The organism is Pedobacter psychrodurus (genome assembly GCF_032678585.1).
GTDB lineage: Bacteria > Bacteroidota > Bacteroidia > Sphingobacteriales > Sphingobacteriaceae > Pedobacter > Pedobacter psychrodurus_A.
In genome coordinates, this window is sequence record NZ_JAVTSN010000041.1 from 22,302 (window position 1) to 49,243 (window position 26,942).

24 protein-coding genes are annotated in these 26,942 nt (G+C 38.3%); 10 read left to right on the forward strand and 14 right to left on the reverse strand.

Features of this window, described 5'->3' with window-relative positions; all coding sequences use genetic code 11:
• Positions 1-13 precede the first annotated feature (13 nt).
• On the forward strand, positions 14-679 hold the full coding sequence (locus R2S57_RS22865; protein WP_410479105.1) for a sensor histidine kinase: 666 nt from the start codon (positions 14-16) through the stop codon (positions 677-679).
• Position 680: 1 nt separating this feature from the next.
• Here R2S57_RS22865 and R2S57_RS22870 read toward each other — a convergent pair whose 3' ends face one another.
• The 9 genes from R2S57_RS22870 to R2S57_RS22910 form a co-directional block, all read right to left on the reverse strand.
• The gene (locus R2S57_RS22870; RefSeq protein ID WP_316847265.1) at positions 681-1,436 is read right to left on the reverse strand and encodes a LytTR family DNA-binding domain-containing protein; all 756 of its coding nucleotides are present in this window, start codon (positions 1,434-1,436) and stop codon (positions 681-683) included.
• Between the two features lie 125 nt (positions 1,437-1,561).
• A complete protein-coding gene (locus R2S57_RS22875; protein WP_316847266.1) occupies positions 1,562-2,170 on the reverse strand; it encodes a DUF1684 domain-containing protein in 609 nt (202 codons plus the stop codon).
• A 9-nt stretch (positions 2,171-2,179) separates the two neighbouring features.
• Complete coding sequence (gene aroC / locus R2S57_RS22880) at positions 2,180-3,277, reverse strand: chorismate synthase (protein ID WP_316847267.1); 1,098 nt, start codon at positions 3,275-3,277, stop codon at positions 2,180-2,182.
• A 148-nt stretch (positions 3,278-3,425) separates the two neighbouring features.
• Positions 3,426-4,694, reverse strand: coding sequence for a 3-phosphoshikimate 1-carboxyvinyltransferase (aroA, locus tag R2S57_RS22885; protein ID WP_316847268.1), 1,269 nt, complete (start codon positions 4,692-4,694; stop codon positions 3,426-3,428).
• Positions 4,695-4,822: 128 nt separating this feature from the next.
• A complete protein-coding gene (locus R2S57_RS22890) occupies positions 4,823-5,962 on the reverse strand; it encodes a chorismate mutase (RefSeq protein ID WP_057934078.1) in 1,140 nt (379 codons plus the stop codon).
• Between the two features lie 129 nt (positions 5,963-6,091).
• Positions 6,092-6,925, reverse strand: a complete 834-nt coding sequence (locus R2S57_RS22895; RefSeq protein ID WP_316847269.1) for a prephenate dehydratase — start codon at positions 6,923-6,925, stop codon at positions 6,092-6,094.
• A 685-nt stretch (positions 6,926-7,610) separates the two neighbouring features.
• On the reverse strand, positions 7,611-8,573 hold the full coding sequence (locus tag R2S57_RS22900; RefSeq protein ID WP_316847270.1) for a sterol desaturase family protein: 963 nt from the start codon (positions 8,571-8,573) through the stop codon (positions 7,611-7,613).
• Between the two features lie 2 nt (positions 8,574-8,575).
• Positions 8,576-9,634 carry a 3-dehydroquinate synthase gene (gene aroB, locus R2S57_RS22905; protein WP_316847271.1) on the reverse strand — a complete coding sequence of 353 codons (1,059 nt, stop codon included), beginning with the start codon at positions 9,632-9,634 and terminating at the stop codon, positions 8,576-8,578.
• Positions 9,634-9,840: an RNA-binding S4 domain-containing protein gene (locus tag R2S57_RS22910; protein WP_029275915.1), complete on the reverse strand. Its 207-nt coding sequence runs from the start codon at positions 9,838-9,840 to the stop codon at positions 9,634-9,636. Before R2S57_RS22910 ends, aroB begins: the two co-directional genes overlap by 1 nt.
• A 94-nt stretch (positions 9,841-9,934) precedes the next feature.
• Here R2S57_RS22910 and R2S57_RS22915 point away from each other — a divergent pair, with 94 nt between their 5' ends.
• The gene (locus R2S57_RS22915; protein WP_316847272.1) at positions 9,935-11,119 is read left to right on the forward strand and encodes a proline dehydrogenase family protein; all 1,185 of its coding nucleotides are present in this window, start codon (positions 9,935-9,937) and stop codon (positions 11,117-11,119) included.
• Positions 11,120-11,705: 586 nt separating this feature from the next.
• Here the strand turns inward: R2S57_RS22915 and R2S57_RS22920 are convergent.
• The 5 genes from R2S57_RS22920 to R2S57_RS22940 form a co-directional block, all read right to left on the reverse strand.
• Positions 11,706-12,026 carry a DUF962 domain-containing protein gene (locus R2S57_RS22920; protein WP_316847273.1) on the reverse strand — a complete coding sequence of 107 codons (321 nt, stop codon included), beginning with the start codon at positions 12,024-12,026 and terminating at the stop codon, positions 11,706-11,708.
• Positions 12,027-12,034: 8 nt separating this feature from the next.
• On the reverse strand, positions 12,035-12,670 hold the full coding sequence (locus R2S57_RS22925) for an HAD family phosphatase (protein WP_316847274.1): 636 nt from the start codon (positions 12,668-12,670) through the stop codon (positions 12,035-12,037).
• A 128-nt stretch (positions 12,671-12,798) separates the two neighbouring features.
• A complete protein-coding gene (locus R2S57_RS22930; RefSeq protein WP_316847275.1) occupies positions 12,799-15,507 on the reverse strand; it encodes a PQQ-dependent sugar dehydrogenase in 2,709 nt (902 codons plus the stop codon).
• A 151-nt stretch (positions 15,508-15,658) separates the two neighbouring features.
• Positions 15,659-17,074, reverse strand: a complete 1,416-nt coding sequence (locus tag R2S57_RS22935) for a PQQ-dependent sugar dehydrogenase (protein ID WP_316847276.1) — start codon at positions 17,072-17,074, stop codon at positions 15,659-15,661.
• A gap of 91 nt (positions 17,075-17,165) precedes the next feature.
• Positions 17,166-17,348: a hypothetical protein gene (locus R2S57_RS22940; protein ID WP_316847277.1), complete on the reverse strand. Its 183-nt coding sequence runs from the start codon at positions 17,346-17,348 to the stop codon at positions 17,166-17,168.
• A 222-nt stretch (positions 17,349-17,570) separates the two neighbouring features.
• Between R2S57_RS22940 and R2S57_RS22945 the strand changes: the two genes are divergently transcribed.
• The 8 genes from R2S57_RS22945 to R2S57_RS22980 all read left to right on the forward strand — a co-directional run bounded on the left by R2S57_RS22945 (position 17,571) and on the right by R2S57_RS22980 (position 26,942).
• Positions 17,571-17,801 carry a hypothetical protein gene (locus R2S57_RS22945; RefSeq protein ID WP_316847278.1) on the forward strand — a complete coding sequence of 77 codons (231 nt, stop codon included), beginning with the start codon at positions 17,571-17,573 and terminating at the stop codon, positions 17,799-17,801.
• 338 nt (positions 17,802-18,139) lie between these two features.
• Entirely contained in the window at positions 18,140-19,042 is a 903-nt protein-coding gene (locus R2S57_RS22950) for a helix-turn-helix domain-containing protein (RefSeq protein WP_316847279.1), read from the forward strand.
• Positions 19,043-19,147: 105 nt separating this feature from the next.
• A complete protein-coding gene (locus R2S57_RS22955) occupies positions 19,148-20,155 on the forward strand; it encodes an aldo/keto reductase (RefSeq protein WP_316847280.1) in 1,008 nt (335 codons plus the stop codon).
• Between the two features lie 179 nt (positions 20,156-20,334).
• Positions 20,335-20,523 carry a cold-shock protein gene (locus R2S57_RS22960; protein WP_316847281.1) on the forward strand — a complete coding sequence of 63 codons (189 nt, stop codon included), beginning with the start codon at positions 20,335-20,337 and terminating at the stop codon, positions 20,521-20,523.
• Positions 20,524-20,527: 4 nt separating this feature from the next.
• Positions 20,528-20,725: a cold-shock protein gene (locus R2S57_RS22965; RefSeq protein WP_316847282.1), complete on the forward strand. Its 198-nt coding sequence runs from the start codon at positions 20,528-20,530 to the stop codon at positions 20,723-20,725.
• A 224-nt stretch (positions 20,726-20,949) separates the two neighbouring features.
• Positions 20,950-21,726 carry an AraC family transcriptional regulator gene (locus tag R2S57_RS22970; protein WP_316847283.1) on the forward strand — a complete coding sequence of 259 codons (777 nt, stop codon included), beginning with the start codon at positions 20,950-20,952 and terminating at the stop codon, positions 21,724-21,726.
• Between the two features lie 620 nt (positions 21,727-22,346).
• Entirely contained in the window at positions 22,347-25,433 is a 3,087-nt protein-coding gene (locus tag R2S57_RS22975; RefSeq protein ID WP_316847284.1) for a TonB-dependent receptor, read from the forward strand.
• Positions 25,434-25,439: 6 nt separating this feature from the next.
• On the forward strand, positions 25,440-26,942 hold the full coding sequence (locus R2S57_RS22980; protein ID WP_316847285.1) for a RagB/SusD family nutrient uptake outer membrane protein: 1,503 nt from the start codon (positions 25,440-25,442) through the stop codon (positions 26,940-26,942).

Consider the following 26,942-nt stretch of genomic DNA (forward strand, 5'->3'; position numbering starts at 1 on the left):
GGTTAAAGACCGCATTTTTAGCGTAGTAAGTCATGATATGCGTACACCGGTAAATTCACTGATATCTTTTATGCAGTTGTTGGAAGGTGGCAACATTGAACAGGAGAAGTTAATCCGTTATGCAGCATCGCTGAAGAATAATTTAACCTATACCTCAACGATGATGGAGAATCTGCTCAATTGGGCCGCAAGCCAGATGCAGGGCTTCAATCCATATCTGGAATCGCTCGATATACAGCATCTCACAGCTGAAGTAATTAATTCCTTAAAAGATTATGCTGATCAAAAAGAGCTGAATATCAGGAACTTAATCGCTGACGGGACCATCTGCAAAGCGGATGCAAATATGCTGGGTTTGGTGATCCGAAACCTGGTAAGCAATGCCATTAAATTTACACCAAACGGTGGAACAGTAGAAATTACTTCAGCTAGCCTGGGCAAGCAACAGGAAATCAAGATTTCTGATACCGGCATTGGCTTAAGCTCGGTTCAGGTGGCTCATTTTAATAAACCAGGTTATATTGGTGCGGGTATAAGCACTTTAGGTACGAATAAAGAAAAAGGTACGGGTTTAGGTTTACTGCTCTGCAGAACTTTTGTAGGCATGATGGATGGTAAAATCAATGCTGATGTTAATCCTGCTGGCGGTAGTAACTTCAAAATTGTATTGAAAAAATAATTTATTTTAAAAATCTGGATAAAATTTTCTTATCAATAGATTTTTCCAATAATTCCTGTCGGTTTGATGCACTGATTGGAACCAGAAAATTATGCTCTAAATGCACCTCATGATTGGTTAAGGTGGTGATATGATTAACGTTGATGATATATTGCTTGTGTACCCTGGAGAATATTTTAGAAGGCAGTTGTTTTTCAAGGTTTTTAAGGCTAACCAAAATAATGTGCTTGTCGGAGCTGGTAAACAGTTTAGAAAAATCGCCCATGCTTTCGATATAGATCACATCATCATACTTTAATTTTGTAATCCCCTTGGTTTCTCTGAAAAAGAAATGATCGCCTCCTTCCTCATTGGTGGAGTTATGATCAAAATGATTTTCTTTTCCGACAAGTTTTTTCAACTCAAGGTATTCAATAGCTTTATTGGTTGCTTTTAATATACGCTCGAAAGTGGCTGGTTTTACAATAAAATCTAAAGCATCCAGATTGAAACTTTCAGCTGCATATTCGCTAAATGAGGTAATAAATATAAATAAAGGTTGTTTTTTAAGACTCTTTAATAAATCCATGCCTGATAGTTCTGGCATATCAATATCAGAAAAAACAATATCTACATCGGTTCGGGATAAAATTTGTGATGCCTCAATACCGTTGCCACAAACTGCTATAATATTTAACGAGGGAATTTTTTTAAGATGCATTTCAATGGCATCTCTTTCAATTTCGTTATCATCAACGATTAAACACGTATAGGTCATTTAGGGATAATTATGCAGTTTAGTTTGGGAACAACTAATTTACATTTAAAGTTTCTAATTACCGCTAAAATGTAGATCATAATACAATTAAAGTATTATTTTTTAGATCAACATATTCCTGTATTTTATTTGCGGTGTTTCTTCTCTCCTGTGTATAACTTCTCTCCAACATTAATGGCCAATTGCAGATCATTTTCTTCAGGCGGTACCGGGCAACGATATCCATCGCTATAGGCACAATATGGATTATAAGCCTTATTAAAATCGATTTCAATGTGGTTGTCTACAATTTCTTTTGCATCCAGATCAATGTACCTGCCACCACCGTAAGTTTCTTTGTTATTGCTTTCATCAGTAAAAGGGAGAAATAGATGGTCTTTATAAACCGGATTGCTTGATAAAGAAACACTTCTGTATAAAGTCATCTGCATCTTTGTTCCATTAAGAATGAAATTTACATGTGCATACCTATAATAATCACTGCTGGTACCATTAAAAGTTGGCATCTTAAAAACCTTTTCATTTTTGAGTAGTTCTACTTCGGCCAATACTTTATAAGTGCTATCCGCCTCGTAAAAATGAAGGTTTTCCAGGTCTTTTTTCTTGAGTGGAGAATTGTTATCCTTTATAAAATCATGTTTGTATTCCTCCCGATGTTTTGCAATCTGCTCAGAATAGCGTTGTGCAAATGCGTTAACGCTGATCAATACGAATAAGATGCTTAGTATTCTCATAAACAAAAATTAGATCGTACTTACTTTATTTCTTAAAAACTGATCTGCCAGAACCAACGCAGCCATCGCTTCTACAATTACCACAGCTCTTGGTACTACGCATGGATCATGCCTGCCTTTTCCTTTAATTTCAGAAGCTTCGCCGGCAGCGTTAATGGTTTGTTGGTTATGCATGATGGTAGCCACAGGTTTAAAAGCCACTTTGAAAGTAATATCCATACCATTCGAAATGCCGCCTAAAATACCGCCAGCATAATTGGTTGTGGTTTTAAATACTTTCGAATCTGCAGCTTTTGGTTGCGGAATATCGTTGTGCTGTGATCCTCTTAACTCACTTCCTGCAAAACCAGAGCCGTATTCAAAACCATGAACGGCGTTTATGCTGAGCATTGCCTTACCTAAATCGGCATGTAATTTATCGAAAACAGGTTCGCCCAAACCAGCCGGGCAACCTTTTACTACACAGCCAATTTTACCGCCAACAGTATCGCCGTCTTTTCTAACCGAATCAATAAATTCAATCATTTCGTGTGCTGTTGCCGGATCGGCACAACGTACAATATTTTCTTCTCTAATCTGTAGCAAAGCTGATAAATCATTGCTTTCTAAATTTGGCGCTTCGATGGTACCTACTGAAGTAACATGCGCGAAAATTTCGATGCCCTGTTGTTTTAAGAATAATTTAGCAATGGCACCAGCTGCTACACGGGCTGCCGTTTCGCGTGCAGAGGAACGGCCTCCGCCACGGTGATCGCGGATACCATATTTGGCATCATATACATAATCGGCATGGCTAGGACGGTAAACATCAACATTATGACCGTAGTCTTTTGATCGTTGATCTTCATTAGGGATCAAAAGCGCGATAGGTGTTCCCGTACTTTTCCCCTCAAACACACCCGATAAAATCTGAACCGTATCGCTTTCCTTTCTTTGTGTCGTAATTTTGGATTGACCCGGTTTACGTTTATCCAGTTCCGATTGGATAAAATCCATATCGATATCCAATTGCGCCGGACAGCCATCAATGATTACCCCAATGGCTACGCCATGAGATTCGCCAAAAGTTGTGATGCGAAATAGTTGTCCGAATGAGTTGCCTGCCATATTATTTAAATGTTAGATTTGAGATAATAGATTTGAGATTTACACCTCAAGCCCTACTCAAATCTAGTTAGCTTGTTGTTTATTTGTCTTAATTTAATCTAGTGTTTCAACCCTGGTATAGATTCTCTCAAATCTCATATCTCGTGTCTCAAATCTCTTTCACCTCAAAACCAGCCTTTTTCAAATCTTCCCAGTAATAAGGATAAGATTTTTCTACTACCTGCATTTCTTCAATTTCAACTTCGTTGATCAATAGTGCAAGAGGTGCAAAAGCCATCGCCATACGGTGGTCCTCGTAGGTTGCAAAGGTAACCTTATCTGGAAAATGAAGGTTGTCTGTATTTAAAGTATAAACCAGATTATCTTCAGTAAAAGTAACGCCTATTTTAGCCAATTCGTTCTGAAGGGCTGCAATACGGTCTGTTTCTTTGATTTTTAAGGTTTCTAAGCCTGTAAAGGCCATATTTTTGCCCAAAGCAGCAGCAATAACCACTATGGTCTGCGCTAAATCAGGACAGGTTTTCAAATCTAAAACTTCTTTGGTATCCAAAGTAAGACCTAGATTACTAATGGCAATTCCTTTATCGGTTTTGCTGGTTGCGATACCAAAAATCTTCATGATATTTTTGATCTGGCTATCGCCCTGTAAACTTTTCTCTTTTAAAGCTGGGAGAGCGATTTCTGCCTCATCAGCCAAAGCTGCAATGCTGTACCAGTATGATGCTGCGCTCCAATCGGGTTCAACTACCAAAGTGCCAGGTTTAAAAGCCTGTGGTTTAATAGAAATTGAATTTCCTGCCCAACTGTGTTCAATACCAACTTCTGCAAGCATATCTAAAGTCATTTCTACATATGGCTTCGAGGTCAATTCACCTTCAATTTCTAAAGTCAAACCCTGCGGTAGGATAGGTGCAATCATCAGCAATGCCGAAATATATTGACTGCTGATATCTCCTTTAATCTTTACCTGGGAAGTTTTTTGATCCAACGGACCAACAATATTCAATGGAGGAAAACCTTCTGACTCTGCATAGGAAATATCGGCACCTATTGTTTTTAAAGCTTCAGCTAAAATGCCAATTGGGCGTTGTTTCATCCTTTCAGTTCCCGTTAACAGGAAATTTCCGTTTTTAGCCGAAAGATAAGCCGATAAAAAACGCATCGCTGTTCCTGCAGGTCCGACGTCTACTGTTTTAGATTCTTCAATTTCTACTTCTAATTCTTCTTCAAGATTATTAAGGATACCATTTAATGTTACTGTATCAGCAGCATTGGAAAGATTTTCAACTTTAACCAGTTTCTTGCTTAAAGCGCTAATAATTAAGGCCCTGTTGCATTCACTTTTCGAGCCTGTTAATTGGATTTCCGTATCAATATTCTTGGTTCCTTTAAAAGAAACTAAGGCGTTTTTCGACATTTTATTCTGTATTTATTCTTAAATGTACTGTCAGCTGTTTTCAGCTGACAGTACATTAATAATGTTATTTGTAGAGGACTTCTTTTTTAGCGTTTTTTGTTTTCCCTAAACCCTAAACCTCTACCTTATTACGCTTTAACTTCAGTATGTTGCTCAGCAGCAATGCCTTGTTCAGCTTTGCCAGCGTTCATAATTTCAGTTTGTTTACGGATCGATTCACCGTGCATCAATTCTAAGAATTTCTCAGTAAAGTTTAGGTCTAATTTTAAAGCTTTTGCAAAAGCATGACCTTTTTTAATGATGGCATCCCAACGGTTAACCTGTAAAATAGTCACCTGATTATCGCGTTTAAATTCACCGATTTTTTCAACAATAGCCATACGTTCACCTAATTTCTGCAATAAGATATCATCAATTTTATCAATTGATTTACGTAAATCAGCCAATTTATCAGCGAAAGCTTCGTTTGGTGCTTCTGGTTCACGTACAGTTAAACGGTCTACCAATTCTGCTAAGGCAGCAGGAGTAACTTGTTGTTTGGCATCTGTCCAGGCTACTGAAGGATCTACATGAGATTCGATCATTAAACCTTGCATATCTAAATCCAATGCTTTTTGAGAAATGTAAGGGATTAACTCACGGTTACCACAAATGTGGCTTGGATCGTTGATGATCGGTAATTCAGGACAAAGTGTTTTTAATTGGATAGCCAGTTCCCACATTGGTTCGTTACGGAAAGAACTTTTCTCGAACGATGAGAAACCACGGTGGATGGCACCGATTTTAGTAATTCCAGCGCCGTTGATACGCTCGATTGCACCAATCCATAATTGTAAATCAGGATTAACCGGGTTTTTGATCAATACCGGAACATCATGGCCTTTTAAAGCATCAGCAATTTCCTGAACAGTGAAAGGGTTTACAGTAGAACGTGCACCGATCCAAAGGATATCAACGCCTGCTGCCAAAGCTTCTTCAACATGTTTTGCATTTGCAACTTCAACAGCTGTTGGTAAACCAGTTTCTGCTTTAGCACGTTTTAACCACTCTAAACCAATACTTCCGATACCTTCGAATTCTCCCGGACGGGTACGTGGTTTCCAGATACCAGCTCTCAATACCGATACTTTACCGGTAGCAGCCAATAAATGTGCCGTTGTTAATAATTGTTCTTCAGTTTCTGCACTGCAAGGACCAGAAATGATTAATGGTTCGTTGTTTACGTTTAACCAGGTGTTTAAAGGTTGAATGTTTAAATTAAGTTTCATGATGATGGGGGGTGTTTAAATTCCGTAGTCCTTTGTCGGAAATCCGGAGTTATATTTTAATTATTTTATATTATGAGTTGATTGTTCTGTTATTTGTCTTCGGACTCCTGACTTCGGACCTCTGACTATTTATACTTTGTCGTTCTTTTGATATTCGCCAAGGATATTAAAGTTCGAAGTGTATTTTAAAGCTTTTCTAATGGCCTTATCATATTTTTCGGTACTCGGCCACTCTAAATCGACGTAAAAGTAATATTCATTTCGTTTACCTAAAACCGGCATAGATTGTATTTTTGTTAAGCTTACATCCTGTTCGGCAAAGATGTTTAAAACGGTAGCCAATGAGCCTGCTTTGTGTCCAACCTGAAAACAGATTGATGCTTTGTTTATTTTCTTTCCTTCATCTGTTTTATCCTTTTTAAGGATCAGAAAACGGGTATAATTTTTCTTGTTCGATTCTACGCGGCGTTCTAAAATGTTTAAGCCATAAAGTTCAGCAGCTAAACTGTTTGCAATGGCCATCGTATCGGTTAATTTCTCTTCCTGAATGCGTTTTGCACAGGCAGCAGTATCATTGCTCTCCACAATTTTAATATGTGGGTAATCGTAAAAGAAATCAATGCACTGACGGATGGCGATTGGGTGTGAGGTAACCACTTTAATATCCTCAAACTTTACTCCAGGCAGCGCCATTAAGTGCAGTTGAATAGGGAGGTAAACTTCGCCTACAACTGAAAAGCCATAATCGCGGATCAGTGTATAGTTTGGTAATAAACTACCAGCGATAGAGTTTTCGATTGCCATTACCACAAAATCGGCTTCGTTTTTCTCTAATTTATCACAGGTTTCTTTAAAAGAATTACACTCTACAGTTTCGATGTTTTTACCAAAGAATTTGTATGCGGCTTCTTCGTGGAAAGATGCTTTAATACCCTGAATTGCTACTCGTTTTGTCGTTTCCATTTTTGCGTTAAAACAAAAAAGTCCCGGCTGTTTGCCGGGACTTTTTTATACATTTTAATATTGTTATATATCTTTTTGCATATTAGCCCCGGCTCTTACTAAAATAGTAAAAGTAACCAAAGTAATATGTGTTAAAATTTTTCATTTTTTTTTCGTTGAGCCAAATGTAGTAACAAAATTTAATTTGTCAATAGGAAAATGAAAATATTTTTAATAAAATTTAATTTTGTTTAAAACAGTCTGTTTTCTGAATTGGTCTTTATCTTATTTAAAATAGCTTAAAAACGAATTTTTATATGGTTAAAGTGTTATAACCACAGATGAAAAAGATCAACACAGATAAGTTGTCATAATGAGAAAGAAAGCATCTCCAAGCGATAAAACATTTGTTTTGCATACTCAGAGATTCTTCGCTGTGCTACCATTTACCGATCCCAAAAGAATGTTCGTCATCCGATAGCTATCGGATATAAGGAGGACTGAAGGAGCAATTTTACAAATATGAAATAATAGCTAATGCATTAAGATTCCCGCATGCGCGAGAATGACGTTTATGGTAGCGGATAGGTGTTATGAATTTAATATCCGTGTTTTTCCGTGTATCCCCGCCTAAACGGCGTGGCTAGAAAACAAAAGAAAATGTAACAAAAAAGGTCTGTGGAGACACAGACCTTTAGGTTATTTTTTATCCTGTAGAACTTAATTCTCCGCGGTCATTAAGTCCTTTTACTTTTTCCTGCTGTAATGCTTCGTAGTTCTTTTGTTCTTCTTCGCGTAACTCTTGCTGCATAATTTTGGCAATTTTAGTGCTTCCATCATGGCTCCATCCCGGTGGATTGAAGATATATTTCACTTTATCGATAAAGGTTGGTGCTTTTTTAACGTCAGCTTTTAGGGCAATAAACTCGTGGAAAATAATATTTACTGCGCCTGTATCCTGAGGTTGTGTGGTTAAACCATATTTCACCACATCTTCAGGCAATTCTTCCTGAAAGGTGCCAAACCATCTGTCCCAAAGGATTAAAACCATACCCATGTTTTTATCCAGGTAACGCACGTTGCTGGCATGGTGCACACGGTGGTGCGATGGGGTTACAAAAATGTATTCGTACCATTTCGGAAACTTAATGTTGTATTGTGTATGCACCAGGTTGCCATAAATCTGGGTAACCAGGTAAGCAAAAAGAATATCAACTGCAGTAAAGCCCATAAATGCCAGTGGCAAATAAAAGAAAACACGATAAAGCGGTTCAAATACGGTTGAACGGAAACCTGTTGTGAGGTTAAAATGCTCTGATGAATGGTGTGTAACGTGCATGGCCCAGAAAAAACGTACATAATGGCCAACGGTATGCAGAAACCAGTATAAGAAATCCTGTGCTAAAATCAACACGATCCAATATACCCAAACGTTAGCGATCTGGAACAAACGGAATTGGTAACAATAGGCCAATAAGAAAAACGTGAATGTTTTTGTGCCTAAATTGATCACAACAGCGGCCGTCATCAGATAAATGTTGGTCCAGGTGTCGCGTTTGGTATATAACTTTCTGTCGTGCTGGTAACTGAAATACATTTCAACCAAGGTTAAAACGATTACGAAACCAAATAGCCCGATAACAGAAATATCACTTCCGGTAAAATTCATTTTTACAAACTGTTATAATAATCTAAACTGCTTAAAATATCGGCAGTGCTTACACGGCAGTTAAACGTGCATTTGCCTTGTTTTTCTAAAAGGGAGAATAGGATGTTTCCATCTTCATTCTTTTTATCACTTTGCATCAATTCTAAGAGGGTATCGAAACTTTCTTTTTTGATGTGGTATTTAGGATACAGCGATAAAATATATCCACTGATATCATTCAATTCTTCTTTCGTTAAGGTGCTGTTTTTGATCGATAAAGCCGCTTCACAAACAAAACCGATGGCAATCGCCTCGCCATGTGTTAATGGATTTTCGTCGTTAGCCAAAGAGTAACCTTCTACAGCATGCCCAATGGTATGACCGAAGTTTAAAATCTTCCGCAGGTTTTTCTCCTGTGGATCGATCGTAACCACTTCGTTTTTAATTTCAACAGAACGGTAAATATCTTCGGCAGAAGGTGTTAAATAGTTACTTTCTTTTAATTTCTCGTAATATGGCCTATCATAAATTAGACCATGTTTGATCATTTCGGCAAAACCTGATAAAAGCTCGCGCTGTGGCAAAGTTTTCAAAAATGCGGTTTCGATAAAAACCATTTGTGGCAAGGTAAAAGTACCCACCATGTTTTTTACATTGTCGATATCAATTCCGGTTTTACCACCCACCGAAGCATCAACCTGCGATAAAAGGGTAGTGGGCACATTGATAAAATCTATCCCTCTTTTATAGGTAGATGCAATAAATCCCCCCATATCGGTAATTACGCCACCACCTAAATTAATCATCAAACTTTTGCGGTCGGCTTCAAAATCCAGCAGGGTTTTCCATATTCCGATACAAAAATCGATGTTCTTGTTTTCTTCGCCTGCCGAAGTTTCAATCAGATCGAATTCAGAAAAATCATCCAAAAGCGATTGAAAGAGGGGCAAGCAGATTTCGCTGGTATGTTCATCCGCCAGCACAAAAACTTTGCTGTATGTATTGCTTTCTAAAAGTGTTTTTAGTGCGGCTAAGTTGCTTTCGAAATATAGGGTGTGGCCTGCGCTGGTTAGTGGTTCCATTAAATAACTTCTATTTTGTTTTCGCCAAAAGTAATAATATCGCCAACTCTAACCTTATAACGTTTGCGAAATTCGACCTCGCCGTTAGTTTTTACTAAACCATCTTCTACAACGGTTTGGGCATCACCGCCACTGCCTACCAATCCACTTGCTTTTAACAGCTGGATTAATGGAATAAATTCGCCTTCTAATTTGAATTGTATCATTTTATGCAAAAATACGAATATTTAGAGGTTTTTAGTTTTAACAATCAATGCTTTTTATAATTTTGCACCAATCTGACTTATTATATAGATAAAAATGGATTTATCCCCCAACAAACAACCTAATTTCGACAATACGGAAATCGCTTTCCGTCAAAAATCTAACAACGAACTGAAAAAAGCATTTTGGCTTTTTAAAATGATCGGCAGTAATTTTCTTACCAAAGTTGGTCCGGCCATTACAAACTTCTTTTTAAATATCGGTCTGCCGATTCAGGGTGCCATTAAAGCAACCATTTTTCAGCAATTTTGCGGTGGCGAAACCATTGCCGAATGCAATAAAGCCATTGAGCAATTGGATAAAGGCGGAGTGGGTACCATTTTAGATTATTCGGTAGAAGGAGAAGAAGAGGAACAGGTTTTTGACGAAACCTGCGCCGAAATTATCCGTACAATCGTACGCGCTGATGGCGATGCCAAAATTCCGATTACGGTTTTCAAAATTACGGGGATTGGCCGTTTTGCCTTATTGCAAAAACTGGATGCCAAAGAAACTTTAACAGCGGAAGAACAGGCCGAATACGAAAAAGTGAAACTGCGTTGTGAAATGATCTGTAAAACCGCTTTTGATAAAGGCGTACCAATTATGATCGATGCTGAAGAAACCTGGATCCAAAACACCATTGATGAACTGGCGCTGGATATGATGCGTAAATTTAACCGTGAGCGTATTATTGTATACAATACGTATCAAATGTACCGTCATGATAAATTGGCTGATATGAAAGCCGACCACTTAATTGCCAAAGCCGATGGTTTTATTCTGGGCGTGAAAATGGTACGTGGTGCTTACATGGAAAAAGAGCGCAAACGTGCAGCTGAAATGGGTTATCCTTCGCCAATTCAACCTGATAAAGCAGCATCCGATCGTGATTACAACGAATCTTTGCGTTATTGTGTAGATCATATTGAAGAAATTGCCATTGTTGCCGGAACGCACAATGAGGATAGCAGCCGTTTACTGACTTATCTTTTAGAAGAAAAGAATATTACCCATAACCATCCTCATGTATATTTTGCCCAATTGTTGGGAATGAGCGATAATTTAAGCTTTAACCTTGCCGATTCAGATTATAATGTGGCAAAATATGTTCCTTACGGACCTATTAAAGCAGTAATGCCCTATTTGTTCAGAAGGGCACAGGAAAATACTTCGGTTGCCGGACAAACTGGTCGTGAGTTGGGTTTAATTGAAAGAGAATTGAAAAGAAGAAAGCTATAGTTTAGTTTTCGGTTAATCTTAGGATCGTCATTTCGAGCGAAGTGCAACGTAGTCGAGAAATCTATATCAGAAGATCTCTCTATTTCACTATCGATGAAAATCGGTATAGGTTGGACTTCATCCGATAGCTATCGGATCGAGGTGACGATTTTTCTTTAAAATCTTTTGAAGTAATTTAGTTCAGCATCTTTCCTGTCTTATTTTTGATGCCCTACGACATGCGGGAAAGGAAAAATAAATCTAATATTTGTGATCACAGAATAAGATTTTATTAGGATTAAGATGTTAATGCTTAAAAGATCCTGAAATAAATTCAGGATGACGACCGCCTCTATGGCCTCGCTATAAGGTAGGGTAGTTCTAGAAACTGCAAACTGAAAATTGCCAACTTTTTTGTTTAACTCACTTGCGAAGCTTATTGAGCTTGTGGGGGACGGCTAACTTCGCGAGTCTTTGATTTTTTTTGAAAATGAGCGTGCAGTTGTCCTTTGGGATATGCAGTCTCGCTTTGCGCTATATCCCCAATAAAGGATTGGGGGATGCCGCTTCAATCGAGTTTAGGTTGAACGGTTTTTGCTAAAGCCAATTACTTCTTTACCACAAAAGACTGTTTGCCGCTAAGCAGATCGTAGAACAAAATAAAATCGCTTACTAAACTGTAACCCGGATACTGAAAAGTAGCGGGTTTGTTTTTTTCGAAGAAAAAGTGGCCTACCCAGGCAAAACCATAACCCAATACGGGGATGGCTAAAAAGAAATGCCAGTTGTGAAAAAGAAAACCTGTAAAAAAGGCAAGGCAAACCAATCCTGTACCAATAAAATGTAAAATACGTGATGTGGTATTGCGATGTTCTGATAAGTAAAAAGGGTAGAACTCTTTTAGCGACTTAAACTTTTTTTCTGACATACACCAATTTACAAAATTCCGTTTGCTTTTAAAAGGGCTCCGAGCTTTGCAGGTTTTTCAGTCATTAATAAGGTATTTAAACCTACTTTTTTAGCACCTGCTATATGTTGTGGACTATCGTCAATAAACAAGGTTTCTGCAGGATCCAGGTTATTGTCTTTTAATACCTGTTCGAAAATATTGGTATTGGGTTTACGCAGTTTCATGTGCTGAGAAAAATAAGCTTTCTCAAAATAATCGTCGTAATTATTGATTTTGAAAGTGGTTTTTAGGTAATTGATAATCCAATCGTAGTGGATTTCGTTATTGTTGCTCAATAGAAATGTACGGTATTTATCTTTTACCTGAAGCAACAAATCGTGGTTTTCCTGAATGGTTCCGATCAATAAACTATTCCATGCATCATCAATCTGCTGGTCGGTCAGTTCTGGTTGGTCTGCAGCTTTTCTAATTCCTGCTCTAAACTCGGCTGGTGAAATTGCACCGGTTTCAAAATCATCAAATAATTGGTTGTGTGCTTTATGGGCGAAGAAGTTTTCGATATCGGTAATGCCGAGTTTTTGAAAAGATGCTTGCGCAATTCTGAAATCGATATCAAATATTACGTTTCCGTAATCGAAAATGATGTTTTTAATGTTCTGCATGGAAATCCTTCGAATTTGCTGCAAAGATATTATTGTTGATTTAATGAAAGGTGTTAAACGGTATTTTTTTACAATAAAAAGCCCGAAACCTAATGTGAATAAGTTTCGGGCGCGATAGTTTATTGAAATTATTTAGGTTCTACAGTAATCGACTGGATAATCGGTCGGTTCTTTTTGTCGCCGGTTTTTAGTTCTTTAAATATAAAATAAAGAGAATGGAATTTTCCATCCGAGATCATATTTACCGGGATACTTTTCCTAAAAGTTGATTTTCCGATCATGATCCCTTTACTATCATCCAATCTGATTTCGATTTCGCCATCTGATCCAGGATCAAGGTTTAAGAATGAGTAACCAAAGCCCGAAATGCCTGATAAATCTACATTTTTAATGGCGATCCAGCCATTATCTTTTGTTAATACCAGTTTTTCGCCGCCATAAATATCTTTGCGTTCAAAACCGCCAAAGTCTTTAATGTCGTCAGCATCAATGATACTGCTTTTCAGGTTAATCGCGTTTGTAGTGGTTAGCGGTTTTAAACCTGCACCTCCTGCATCAGTGTAGGTAGCTTTTAAGGTGAACACCGTTTTCTTTTTATCTGTTGCTGCCGGTGGTACGATTTTTCCAGAAGTTGGCAATGATGCTTTAACTGTTTCTTTGTTGCCCAAAGTCATAATCCATTCGGTAATTTTCTTCACATCTGCTTCTTTCATTGCGGTGTGTGCAGGCATTGGTACTTCTCCCCAAACACCCTGGCTACCACCAATCACTTTTGAAGCCAGATAATCAGAAGCTTTACTGTCGCTTTTATATTTTGCAGCAATTTTATCGAAGGCTGGGCCGATAGAAACTGCCGATTCTTTGTGGCAGGTACTACAATCGGCTTTTAACATTAATGCTCTGCCTACCATGGTTTGCGCGGCCTGTTGGTGACCCAATTGTGCTCCTGCTAAATCTGACCCTTCCGTATAGGTATTGGAAATATAAATGCGGCTATTGTTTACTTTCGAGCCTTTATCACTCACCAAAACCTTATAATCAATAGGTTTATTTGGGAAATAGAAAGTTTTATTTCCTGCTAAATCGATACTCACGTTAGGATGTTCGTTTCCTGCAAAAACCGGAATCACCCGACTTTTTGCCGAAGCCTTACTTTTATCCATTACTGTTACACTCACAGGATATTCGCCTGCTTTGGTAAAAGTATATTGTAAGCTTGGTGCAGTAGTTGTTTTGATAATTCCTTTTCCAAGGTTCCAAACATAAGTTAAAGCATCACCATCAGGATCTTTGGCGGTAACAGTTGCAGTTAACTTGTAAGGGAGCAAGCCACTAGTTTTGGCAATATTTAAACTTTCAACCGATGGCGGTCTGTTTCCTTTTAAATAATCAATTCTGGTAATCGCAGCATCTGGATTTTTCGAAAACCAACCTTTACCATATTCAAGAACATATATTTTTCCATCTGGCCCCAATTCCATGTCGATTGGTGCTGCTAAAGAAACATTCGCCATAAAGGGTTCCATGCTTACATAATCGCCCTTTGCGTTCATTGTTACCGCTTTAACCCATCCACGAACCCATTCATAAATAATCAGTTTTCCGTTATAATAAGTTGGATAGGGCGAATTTGCAGTTGCATAATATACAGGGCCGGCCATTGCGGTACGTCCGCCTGCACCAACCTGTGGAAATTCTGCCGATTCGCCATAAGGATACCAGATATATGCCGGTTGTGCCGGTGGAAGTTGCTCTAAACCAGTATTGTTTGGCGAATTGTTGATCGGTTTAGCCGGATCAAAAGCGTTGCCATTGGCACCGTTGGTATAATCGTAAGCTTTATATGGATAGTTATTGCCTATAAATAATGGCCAGCCGAAGTTACCTGCTTTACGTGCCTGGTTTACTTCATCGTAACCTCTCGGGCCTCTTAAAGCGTCGTCATTGCTTGCATCAGGTCCAACTTCTCCCCAATATACAAAATTCGTTTTTTGATCTACCGAAATGCGGTATGGGTTTCTATCGCCCATTACATAAATTTCGGGTCTGGTTTTAGGATTGTTTTTTGGGAAAAGATTGCCATCAGGAATGCTGTAGGTACCATCTTCATTTACTTTAATCCTTAATATTTTCCCTCTTAAATCGTTGGTATTACCGGCCGATCTTCTGGCATCGTACTGTTCGAAACCTTTTCTATTGTCTAATGGGGCATATCCTTTATTTACATATTGTTGTTTTGGCGCATCAAAAGGAGTGGAGTTATCACCAGTAGAAACGTAAAGCAGGTTGTCTGATCCAAAGGCGATAGATCCACCGGTATGGCAGCAGATTTCGCGTTGAGAATAGAATTCTAAAATGATCTTTTCTGATGCTTTAACAATTTGATCGTTAACCAGTTTAAACCTCGATAATCGGTTTACCGATTTGTCAAACGGACTGTAAAAAAGATAGATGTATTTGTTTACTGCAAATTTAGGATCTGCGGCCATGCCCAATAAACCCTCTTCTGCATTTACATCAGGTGTATTGGTTTTGAAATACACATCAAGTTTGCCCGCTTCTTTGATTTTTTTAGTCAGGTTTTTATAAATTAATACTTCTCCTCTGCGTTGTGCTACCAAAATATCGAGATTTGGGAGGATAGTCATTTCGGTTGGTTCCGTAAATTCTCCTTGCGCAAGGGTAACTTTAACAAAACGATCCTGGTCTGGCGTATCAATTTTGTTTTTAGCCTTTAAACTGAAAGTTCCGTTTTTGTAAGTCTTTTTGCTTAATGTGGTTGCTGAAATAAGTAGAACTGCAATTGCAGATAACAATAGCGTAAAAGTTGTTTTCATCTATTTGGTTGAGGGATTTTTTAATAAATATAGAATATTGTTTTTTAGGATCAGGTATTGTATCAAAATTTATGCGAATTTAAGGGTTGAATGACAGAATGATTGAATTGAATGACAAAATGATTTAATATTCTTTCTTTCCCAATTATTTTCAGCGTTTTGTTTCCATTAATATATAATTAGCCAAACTTTCGATGTCTTTTTTACTAATGGCGCCATTCCAGGCTGGCATACCCTTATCGATAATACCGTTAGTGATATTGTTAACGATCGATTGTTTATCTGCCCCATGTTTAAATTTGCCTCCTATAAGGCTATAAACGGTTTCGGTTCCCTGTAGTTTGTCGCCATGGCACGATGCACAAAGTTGTTTAAATAGGGTAGCTGTGGTAAGCTCAGTCGCCGCTGTTTTATTGTTGGATGAAATGTTTTGGGCAAGGTGACCGGCTTTTATACCTGAAGGACTCAACCTGAGGATCATATCGTAAGGCCGCTCACCTTTGCTTTCGGGCAGATCAAAGTTTGATGTAGCTATATAAATGTATCCATCGGGGCCAATAACCAAAGACCTGATTCTTCCATATTGTTTCTTCAGCAGCACTTCCTGTTTAAGCACTTTACCTTTATCCATTTCGATCCTTAAAATAGATTCGCCTCTTAAACAGGCAACCAATAAGTTATTCTTGAGTTGGGGAAAGGCTTTTCCACTGTAAAATCTGGCTTCTGCCGGGCCAATTGATGGCGTATATTCAAGAAATGGTGTAATCATGCCTGTTTTAGTTTCCTGGTGATGGATCACAGGCCATCCGTAATTTCCCCCTTTTTCAATCATATTCACCTCATCACCGCCAGTTGGGCCATGTTCTGTTGCATAAAGTGTTTTTGTATTGGGTTCGAAAGCAAGTCCTTGAGGGTTCCGATGCCCATACGACCAGATTTCTTTACGTGCGGTATCATTTTTGACGAAAGGGTTATCGCCAGGGACAGTTCCATCACCATTTATCCTTAAAATTTTACCATTGTAAGTTTTCAGGTCTTGTGCCAGGATGGGTTGGTCTGCATCACCGGTAGAAATATAGAGTTTTTGGTCTGGATCGAAAACCAATCTGCAGCCCGTATGGTTTCTTGCCGCTGGAATTTGTTCAATTAGGGTTTTTGGATGGATAAGAGTATCGTTTTTGAATTCATATCGAACCACACGGAGCCATAGGCGATTATCAGCTCCATAATTGTGTGCGATATAAATAAAATGATTTTTGATAAAAGTAGGGTCGATAACCATGCCCAACAGCCCTGTTTTAGTTTCAGCTCTGATATCGTTTACCTGAAGAATAGGTTTTTCCAGAAGCTTTCCCTGGCGATAGAGCCGGACAACACCCGTCCGCTCGGTAAACAACATGGTACGATCGGGCAGGAAAGTAATTTGCCAGGGAACAGTTAGATTTTTAGCTAAGGTGTCTATCTTAAAAAATACATCATTTTCAGCTACAATAGCTTTATAAGTAAAGCTGCTTGCAAAAGCAAAGGCCGATATAAAAGCCAAACAGATAAAATGTTTTGTTTTCATGATGTTGGAGGATGATTAAATCGTTTTACTACCTTAAATATAAGGTTAAATATCAAAACTTAAATGTTTGATTGTTAGCAATTAAATAGTACTACTTAATAACCAGGATGGTGCCATCATTTTTAAGCTTGTAGTAATATTGTTTTTCAAATCCCCGATTTAGAATTTCAATTTGGGTAACCTCTCCCTGTTTTCCAGTGTCATCCTTAATGGTGTCACCGGTTTTTACATTTTCCAAGTCTTCATTAGTGCTATTTTTGGTTAACTTTTTCATATTAGGCTAGATTAATATTGACTATTTAACATCGTTGCCAGTTTTATGTTTAGGATTTGTTGTAGAAAGTAGATGATTAATATCAAAAAGATGATGAAGGCCTTTTGTCCGAAATTATTCATCATTCAATTAGTGAGTCTTATCTATTTATTCTTTTAACAGGTCTACAATATGATAGGTATTGTGCTGATAGTATTAGGTTAGATGACTAAAAATGATTTTATGATTGGAGTAATTACAGCCTACAACAAGAAAAGAGGGTTTGATTTAATCTCACAATATCTGGTTCAAGAGAACATTTATTTTGATATTGTGGATTGCAAAGCAAAAGGTTTGTATATCGGAAGCTCAGTTGAGTTCGATACCATTATTACGGAAAATGGAATAGTTGCCAAGAATATTATGGGTGTATCCAGGTTAAAAGTTATATCCAGATGTGTAGTGAAGCATTAGATTTAAAATTTCGCTTTTCCTAGTAGCAAAAAATCCAATTAAACGATTTAAAATTAGTTACTAACTAGTAAATTTATTTAAAGCAAAGAGAACTGTCGAAACAGATATTCTTACAACTTTCAGTTGTATTTGTAATAATTTTGTGTCAGCCTATTGTCATTACGAATTTTGTTTGTACATTACAGAATGGGCGATAAAATAAATATGATTCTTGGAATAGTTTTCCTTTTAGGTGGTTTTAGTGTTTTCTTTGTAATTTTTAGTGGTAAAAAGAGCTAGTTCAATTTTCATAAACTTTTCATAGCGTAATTTTCTCTTTGAATTGTTTAATTTTGAACATGCATCAAAATTCAATATCCAACAAAAAAGCAAATTCATTTTCTGGTATTCACATCGATCCGATACAGTTTAGGGTTGCTGGAATGAATGATGATAAATGTAAGCTGACCGCTTATAACAGGAGGGATTTTTATAAAATTTCTTTGGTTACCAAGGGTTGCAGTACTTTGTTGTATGCTAACCGCGATATCGAAATCAGTAAACCAGCTCTGGTTTTTACCAATCCGTTAATTCCCTATTCCTGGGATGCAAAAGCAGAGGATATGGTTTATGATGGGCACTTTTGTGTGTTTAGTGAAGACTTTTTACATACAGGTACACGTATGGATAGTTTGCAGGATTCTACCTTGTTTAAGGCGGATGGAAACCCGGTTTATCTTTTGGAAGATGAACAGGTAGCTTATCTAAAAAGCATTTTTATCAGAATGCAAACAGAGATGGATAGTGATTATATCTATAAATACGACCTCATCCGTAATTTTGTAAATGTAATTATCCACGAGGCCGTTAAAATGCAGCCCGCTGTCGCTTATTTTAATCCAGCAAATGCTGCCGCCAGGATTACCAATCTATTCCTAACCCTTTTGGATAAACAATTTCCTGTAGATTCGCCACAAGATCCGCTAAAGCTGAAAAAGGCCGGCGATTATGCCGAAAGATTATCGGTTCATGTGAATCATTTAAATGCTGCAATTCAGGAAGTAACAGGTAAAACCACTACTTCCATCATCAATGAAGCCATCATGGCAGAAGCCAAATCGCTATTGCTTCAAACCGATTGGAGTGTTGCTGAAATTGCTTTTAGTTTGGGTTTCGATTACGCATCATACTTTAATAATTTTTTCAAAAAACATACAGGCTACACCCCAATGAAAATTAGAAACAGCGTTTTGCCCGCTTAAGTTTCTATATTTTTGTTTCGTTGATTTGTTTAATAAACACTTTGATTTGTTTAACTGGTGTTGGTGCTTAGCACGATACCTTTGTTAATCATTAAGAAAGAAAATATGAACATAAAAAGAATCAACTTAGGTAGCCAGGGGCTACAAGTTTCCGACCAAGGTTTAGGTTGCATGGGTATGACAACCATAGCTGGTGGCGATATTTATGGTAAAGCCAACGAAGCGGACTCAATTGCAACCATCCACAGGGCATTGGAACTCGGGATTAATTTTTTAGATACCGCCGATCTGTATGGCCCATTGCTGAACGAGCGTTTGGTGGCAAAAGCAATAAAAGGTAAACGTAATGAATATACCATCGCCACAAAATTTGGATACGAAGTAGACGATAACGAACAGTTAACCTGGGGTTTTAATGGTACGCCAGCCTATGTGAATAAAGCTATAGATCGCTCTTTAAAAAACCTCGGCACCGATTATATTGATTTATATTACCTGCACCGCGTTGATCCCAATACCCCGATAGAAGAAACCGTAGGCGCTATGGCCAACCTCGTTAAAGCAGGTAAGGTTAAATACATTGGTCTATCGGAAGTTTCTGCCGATAGCATCAGAAGAGCACACAAAATCCATCCAATTACGGCAGTGCAGAGTGAATATTCACTTTTCGAACGTGAGGCAGAAACCAGTGGTGTATTGGATATCCTAAATGAACTTGGAATTGGTTTTGTTGCTTATTCTCCATTAGGACGCGGCTTTATTTCAGGTGATCTAAAAAGTCCGGACGATTTTGCCGCTGATGATTTTCGTAGAAGTATTCCCCGGTTCCAGGGCGAAAATTTCTATAAGAATTTAGAATTGCTAAAAGAAATCCAGTTAATGGCGGCTGATAAAGGCATTACTCCATCTCAATTGGCACTGGCCTGGGTAATTAATCAGGGAATTGTAGCCATTCCCGGTACAAAACGCATCAAATACATCGAAGAAAATGCAGCCGCATCGGGCATTGTACTTACTCCGGATGAAAAAGAAAAATTAGCATCTATTGTTCCTGTTGGTGCTACTGCTGGTGGACGTTATGATGCTACACAAATGCAATTTGTTAATGCTTAGTGTAATATCGTTAAGATATTAAAGCCGCGAATTTAGCTTGCTTTTTTTGTAACGTCTTTTTTAGGCCTATTTTTAAATCACTGCTAATTATTGATTTATCAATAAGATTTGTCGAAAAATCTATTTGATGTCTAAACCTTTTTAAGTTTTGTCTGTTTATAGTTTAAAATCTAAATTAAATGCAGGGAACAATAAAATTTTATAACGAATCTAAAGGTTTTGGATTTGTTGTTACAGAAAACGGAGATGAAATCTTTGTTCATGTTACAGGGCTAATCGATAAAGTAGGTCAGAATGATCGGGTCGAATTTGAGGTGGCTCAGGGCAAAAAAGGACCAAATGCCGTTAATGTAAAACGCATTTCGTAGTTACATGAGGTTAGGAACAGTAAAATTTTATAACAGTGATGAGGGTTTTGGAGAAATCACACCATCCAATGGAGGTAGAGAAGTTAATTTTTTTGCACATGGTGTAACCGGTATGATCAAATCCAATAATATTGTTCAGTTTGATATCGAATTTACTCAAAAGGGAGCGGAGGCCGTAAAAATTATGGTTTTATCTGCTTAATTATTTTGTTAATCTCTTAACAGCGACCCAAACTAAGGTAACTGTTTGATTAATTGGCTAAAATGATTAATATTTATTTAATAAATAGGGTCTTCTAATATTTTTAGAAGACTTTTTTGTAATATTTATCCACTGAATAAAATATCAGGTTATAATAAAAATAAAGAGATTGTAACCTGTTGGAACTATTTTAGTCTTACAGATGTTTATCCTTTAAGTTTATTATGATACAACTAGAGCCAATTAGCGGGGTTTTTAATAGAGAACGTGCGTTGCAGGCGATATACCCCATGCGTATGTTGATTGTAAAGGAGGGAAATGGCTTTTTGTGCATGAATTCTGGCGATTATAAATTGTTGGATAAAAGAATATTTTTCATACCTGAGGAAGGGCTTGTAAGGCTTGATGGCAAAATTACTTCTGGTTATTGGTTAAGCTTTAGCAGTATGTTGTATGCTGAATTTTTACTCCAACATTTAGATCCACTAGCTAAAAACCTGTTCTTAAATTTATCTTACCGAGACTTATCTCTTCCAGAATCAACCAAAACCTATAGCTTGCTCGACCAGTTAAAAAGAGATATCAATGCTAAAAAAGACATTCGTTTTCTGGCACAATACTTATCTCTGTTTTTAGGTATTACTGCTGGTTTAGACGGATACCTGGCAGCCTTAACTTTGGATGAATTACAGCAAGTATTACGTTTTAGGGCTATTTTAGAGCAATTTTACAGAACAGAAAGATCTATCCAGTTTTATGCTGAAGGCATGGGCATGAGTACAGGGAAACTGAATAAGTTTTTAGATCACGTTTTAGGGAAAAGCCTAACCGTGCTGATTAAAGACAGGATTATGAGGGAAGCAGAAGAATTATTGCTTCAGAGCGAATTTAGCGTAGATGAAATATCAGATATACTTGGTTTTGAACATACCACCAAATTCATGACGAGTTTTAGACGCCATAAAGGAATATCAGCCATACAGTTTAGTAGATTGGTTTAAAAGAAATGAAAATTGGTGCGTCTGGGCAAAGAAATGAACATCAATTGGATTTCATCTCTTCTAGATAACAGGTTTTCCAGACCTCACAACATTACTTGCTGCTGCGCCTAACACGTAAGGCTTTGCTCACTGCATCTAATGATCAGCCGCACCAATTTTACATCGGCTAAATTATAAAATCTTAGCTTAAAGAAAGAAAATATTCCTAATATTGTTACATACCTGTATTTTAGTGTTTACAAACCTGTGTCTGAGCCAGTTCTGGCTGTAAAATAAAAAGTCTAGTAAATTTGTAGTCTATCTGAAAAAAATTATATTTGCCGAAAATATAATCATTATGAAACAAGAGTTTACTAAATCTTTCCCTTTGCAAAATGGGCTAAAAGTAATTTTTAATAGGATGTATTGTTGCTGTTGATTTAGCATAATTGCTAGCTGCTGTTAAGGCACAGGGCAAAAAAAAGGAAAATACAAAAGTATTTTCCCCAGGCAAATTAACGGAACAGGAATTCAATTGGCGTTGCACCTGTTCCAAATCAATTCAAATCACCTATTTCAAAGTTATGCAAAATTTTGAGAAAGTCAATCCCGCACAAGGGTTATTGACTTTACGAAGTATCATGTCCAATTTTCGCTTGGATAGCTGGCAAACATGCCGTTTTTTATTACCCATTCTATTTTTTCTCTCTCCAACATTATCAAAAGCACAAAATCCTACAGAGCCAACCATTAATGCTACATTATCGGGAACTGTAATTGATGCAAAAACCAAAGAAAGCTTAATTGGTGCTTCTGTTAAAATCCAGGGAACAACCAATGGTTCCTCAACCGATCGGGAAGGAAAATTCAGGCTGATTACCGGGCAAAAATTTCCATTTACCTTATTGGTTAATTTTGTTGGTTATAAACAAACTGAAGTGGTGGTTACCCAAAGCCAGATTACCGTTGAGCTGGTGGAAGATTACAACCCGCTTAACGATGTGGTTGTGGTAGGTTATGGCACGCAGAAAAAGATCAACCTAACAGGTTCAGTAGCTACTGTTGATGCCAAAACGCTTGCCAACCGGCCCATAACAAATGCCACGCAGGCACTTCAGAATGTGCCAGGGGTTTTTACCAATCAAACCAAAGGACGGCCAGGTGCAGATGCCGCCGCCATCCGGATCCGTGGTTCGGGAACGCTAAACAATAACAATCCATTGGTATTGGTTGATGGGATTGAATTCCCATTGGGCGATGTTAATCCGAATGATATTGAAAGTGTAACCGTTTTAAAAGATGCCTCATCTGCTGCCATTTATGGTAACCGTGCAGCAAACGGCGTAATTTTAGTGAAGACCAAAAAAGGTAAAAAAGGTACATTTTCGATCGACTATAACTTTTATGCGGGCTCGCAAAAGGCAACCCAGTTTCCGGATGTAGTAACTAATACGGTAGACTATATGATCGGCAAAAACAGGGCTTTGGCCAATGAGGGCAAACCGGCAGAAAGCAGTGAGGCATTGATCAATGAGTTTAGAACGGGTACCGATCCTTTTATCTATCCCAATACCAATTGGTTTGATGTGATGTTCCGCAATGCGGCTATACAAGAACATAATCTCCGCATTTCTGGTGGCTCAGAGAAAACTGCATTTTCCATTTCCCTGGGTTATCTCGATCAGGATGGGATTTTAATTGCCTCATCGGGTAAACGTTATTCGCTAAATTCGAACATCAGTTCTGATATTACCAAAAGGCTGAAAGTGGGTGCCAGCTTAACGGCAAATTTTTGGAACAGTAAAGAAAGTGCCTACAGTGCCGACGATGGTAATGGAGAGGGAGGATTAATGGGCTTAACCTACCGCGGCCTTCCTTTCCAAACCCCTTATGCGCAGGATGGTAGTTATGCCGATCAATGGATCCGTGTTCCGGGGCATAACTTTTTCAGGAATACGGTAGCATTGGCAAATGAAGGTTTTAATAAAAACAACCAGTACCGTACGATGGCCAATGTCTTTTTAGAATACCAATTGCCATTTAACATCAAGTACAAAACTACTTTAGGCGCCAATCTTCTTTATGGTATCAATAAATATTCTTATCCGGCCATTAATCTAACCAATCCAAAGACGGGGGTGATATCGCCTATCGGCAATACACCGGCAAGAGGGGTAAGACAGATCAGTCAGAACAATATCAACATTACCAATTTTCATACCTTAAACTGGGAAGGTGCATTGGATAAACACCATTTTGGTGCTTTGGCTGGATTTAGTTTAGAACGTTTTGATGATAGTAATTTTTCTGCCTATAACGAAGGTTATCTGGGGAATGATTTAACCGAATTGAATGCCGGAAGTACATCGCCGCAGGTAACTGGTACATCAGGTGCCTCGAGGTTACAATCTTACTTCGGCAGGTTTAATTACAATTACAACGAAAAATATCTGTTCGAAGCCAACTTTAGGTACGATGGTTCCTCGCGCTTTGCCGCTGGTAACCGTTGGGGATTTTTTCCTTCATTTTCAGCAGGCTGGAGAGCGAGTGAAGAAGAATTTATCAAAAACTTGAATGTGTTCAGCAATTTAAAATTGCGCGCCTCTTACGGGAAACTGGGTAACCAGAATGTGGCTTTATTTAGTTATGTTGATGCCATTTCGCTTGGACAGAATTACAACTTCAATGGAACCATTGTAAGCGGGGCAGCCATTACCCAACTTAGCGACCCCAACATTACCTGGGAAACCACTACCATGAGCGATATTGGTTTAGAGGGTAGCTTTTTTAAAAGCAAGCTTACTTTCGAGATCGACCTGTTTGATAAACAGACCTCCAAAATTTTAAGGCAGATCAGTGTGCCAGGGCAGGTGGGTAATTTAGCTGGTCCCGTAAAAAATATCGGCGCAGTAAATAACCGTGGTTTTGAGGTTACACTGGGTTTTAAAGATGCGGTACAGGATTTCCGCTATAACATCGACGCAAACCTTACCTATATCAAAAATAAAGTAACCAATGTAAATGGTCAGAAGTATTACAGTGGCAACACGATTATTCAGGAAGGATCGCCAATTGATAGTTTTTATGGTTTACAGGCCGAAGGGATTTTTCAGACAGCTGATGAAGTGAAAGCCCATGCTTTTCAGAATGCAGGTACAGTTCCGGGCGATCTGAAATATAAAGATGTGGATGGAAACGGTGTGGTTGATAATAACGACCGTGTGGTTATCGGCAACAGCATCCCGAAATTTGTATATGGTTTCTCCGGTGGTTTTGGCTATAAACGATGGGATTTCAGTTTCATCTTCCAGGGTTTACAGGATGTAGATACCTATTTAACCGGAAACCTGGCTCAGCCGTTTAAAAACGGTGCGGGCGTAACCAATGACTGGCTTACCGATTCGTGGACACCAACCAATACTAGTGCATCTTTGCCGCGTTTAACCACTTCTAACGGTTATCCACAAAACTTCCAGACCTCGAGCTTTTGGGTAAGGGATGCTTCCTATTTAAGGTTGAAAAACGTACAGATCAGTTATTCGTTTCCAAATAAATGGCTTAATAAAGCGGGCATTGATGTGTTAAAAGTGTTTGTGAATGCACAAAACTATTTAACCTTTTCGAATTTCAAATTCAGCGATCCGGAACGGAATTTAACCCGGGCAGACCTGATTGAATATCCGAATGCAAAAACAATCAGTGCAGGAATTAATGTATCATTTAAATAACAGGCGATGAAAAAATATTATTTATTATTACTGATTTCAGTGTTCTTGTTTAGCTGCAAAGATTATCTGGAGGTTACACCAACAGATCGTTTTACACAAGATACCTACTGGAATACCAAAGTGCAGGCAGAAGCTGCGCTGAACGGCACTTATGCCGCGATTTACTATAATGTTTATGGCGCCAATTCTATTTATTTAGATGCCTTAACCCCGAATACTTACCAGTACAACAACGATTACAACATCATTTCGAGAGGCTTGCATAATGCCGCAACAAGCTATTTTAACGAAACCTGGAACGGCAGTTATAAAGGTATCGGTAGAGCCAACAATGTATTGGCCAATATCGATAAAGTAAATATGGACGGCCCCTTGAAAGAAAGATATAAAGCAGAAGCTAAATATCTGCGTGCTTTATATTATATCCCCCTTTGGAACTATTTTGGTGGTGCCCCGTTAATTACCGATGCCACCAATTATGAAACCCAGGCGGGCCTGCCTAGAAATACTGCAGACGAATTGCTGGCGCAGATATTAAAGGATTTAACAGAAGCCTCAACAGGTACGGCATTGCCCTTAACCTATTCCGGAGTGGATAAGGGAAGGGCAACCCGTGGTGCAGCCTTAGCTTTAAAGGCAAGGGTTTTATTGTATGCCAAACGCTGGAAAGAAGCCGCAGAAGCGGCAAAAGCCGTAATTGATCTAAAAACCTACAGTTTATTTCCCGATTATCGTGGGTTATTTTATCTGGAAAATGAAGGCAATGCTGAAGTGATTTTTGATGTACAGTACAAATATCCGGAGTTTACCCATTCGCTTGATATCAGTTTAGATCAACAATTGGGTTCGGCACCCTTACCCGATCTGGTGAATACCTATTATGCAACAGATGGGAAACCGATAAGCAGTTCTGCCGTTTATAATGCTGCAAAACCTTTCGAAAACCGCGATACCAGGTTGCAAGCAACCGTTATTATACCTGGGACACAGTTTAAAGGCGCTACGGTAACGGCAATACAATATCCAAGCACGGGTTACGGCTTGAAAAAATATACTATTTTCAAGGACAATGAAAAACCTGTAGCGGCACCAACCAGTGGAACTTCCGAATTGAATATCATTTTGCTGCGGTATGCTGATGTATTATTAACTTATGCTGAAGCCAGAAATGAAGATACAGGCCCCGATCAGTCGGTTTTTGATGCCTTAAATTTAATCCGGGCCAGGGCCAAGATGCCCAATATTCCAGCTACTTTAAATCAAGTGGATTTGAGGGCGGAAATCAGGCACGAACGAAGGGTAGAACTGGCAGGAGAAGGTTTGTATTATAACGACATCCGAAGATGGAGAACTGCCGATCAGTTATTAAACGGAAATATTAGCAATAGCGCGGGCGCGCGGATCGATAGCCGGCTTTTTGATGCCAATAAGGATTACTTATGGCCAATACCTTCGATTGCGATCCAGAATAACCCGGCACTGAAACAAAACCCCAACTATAACAAATAG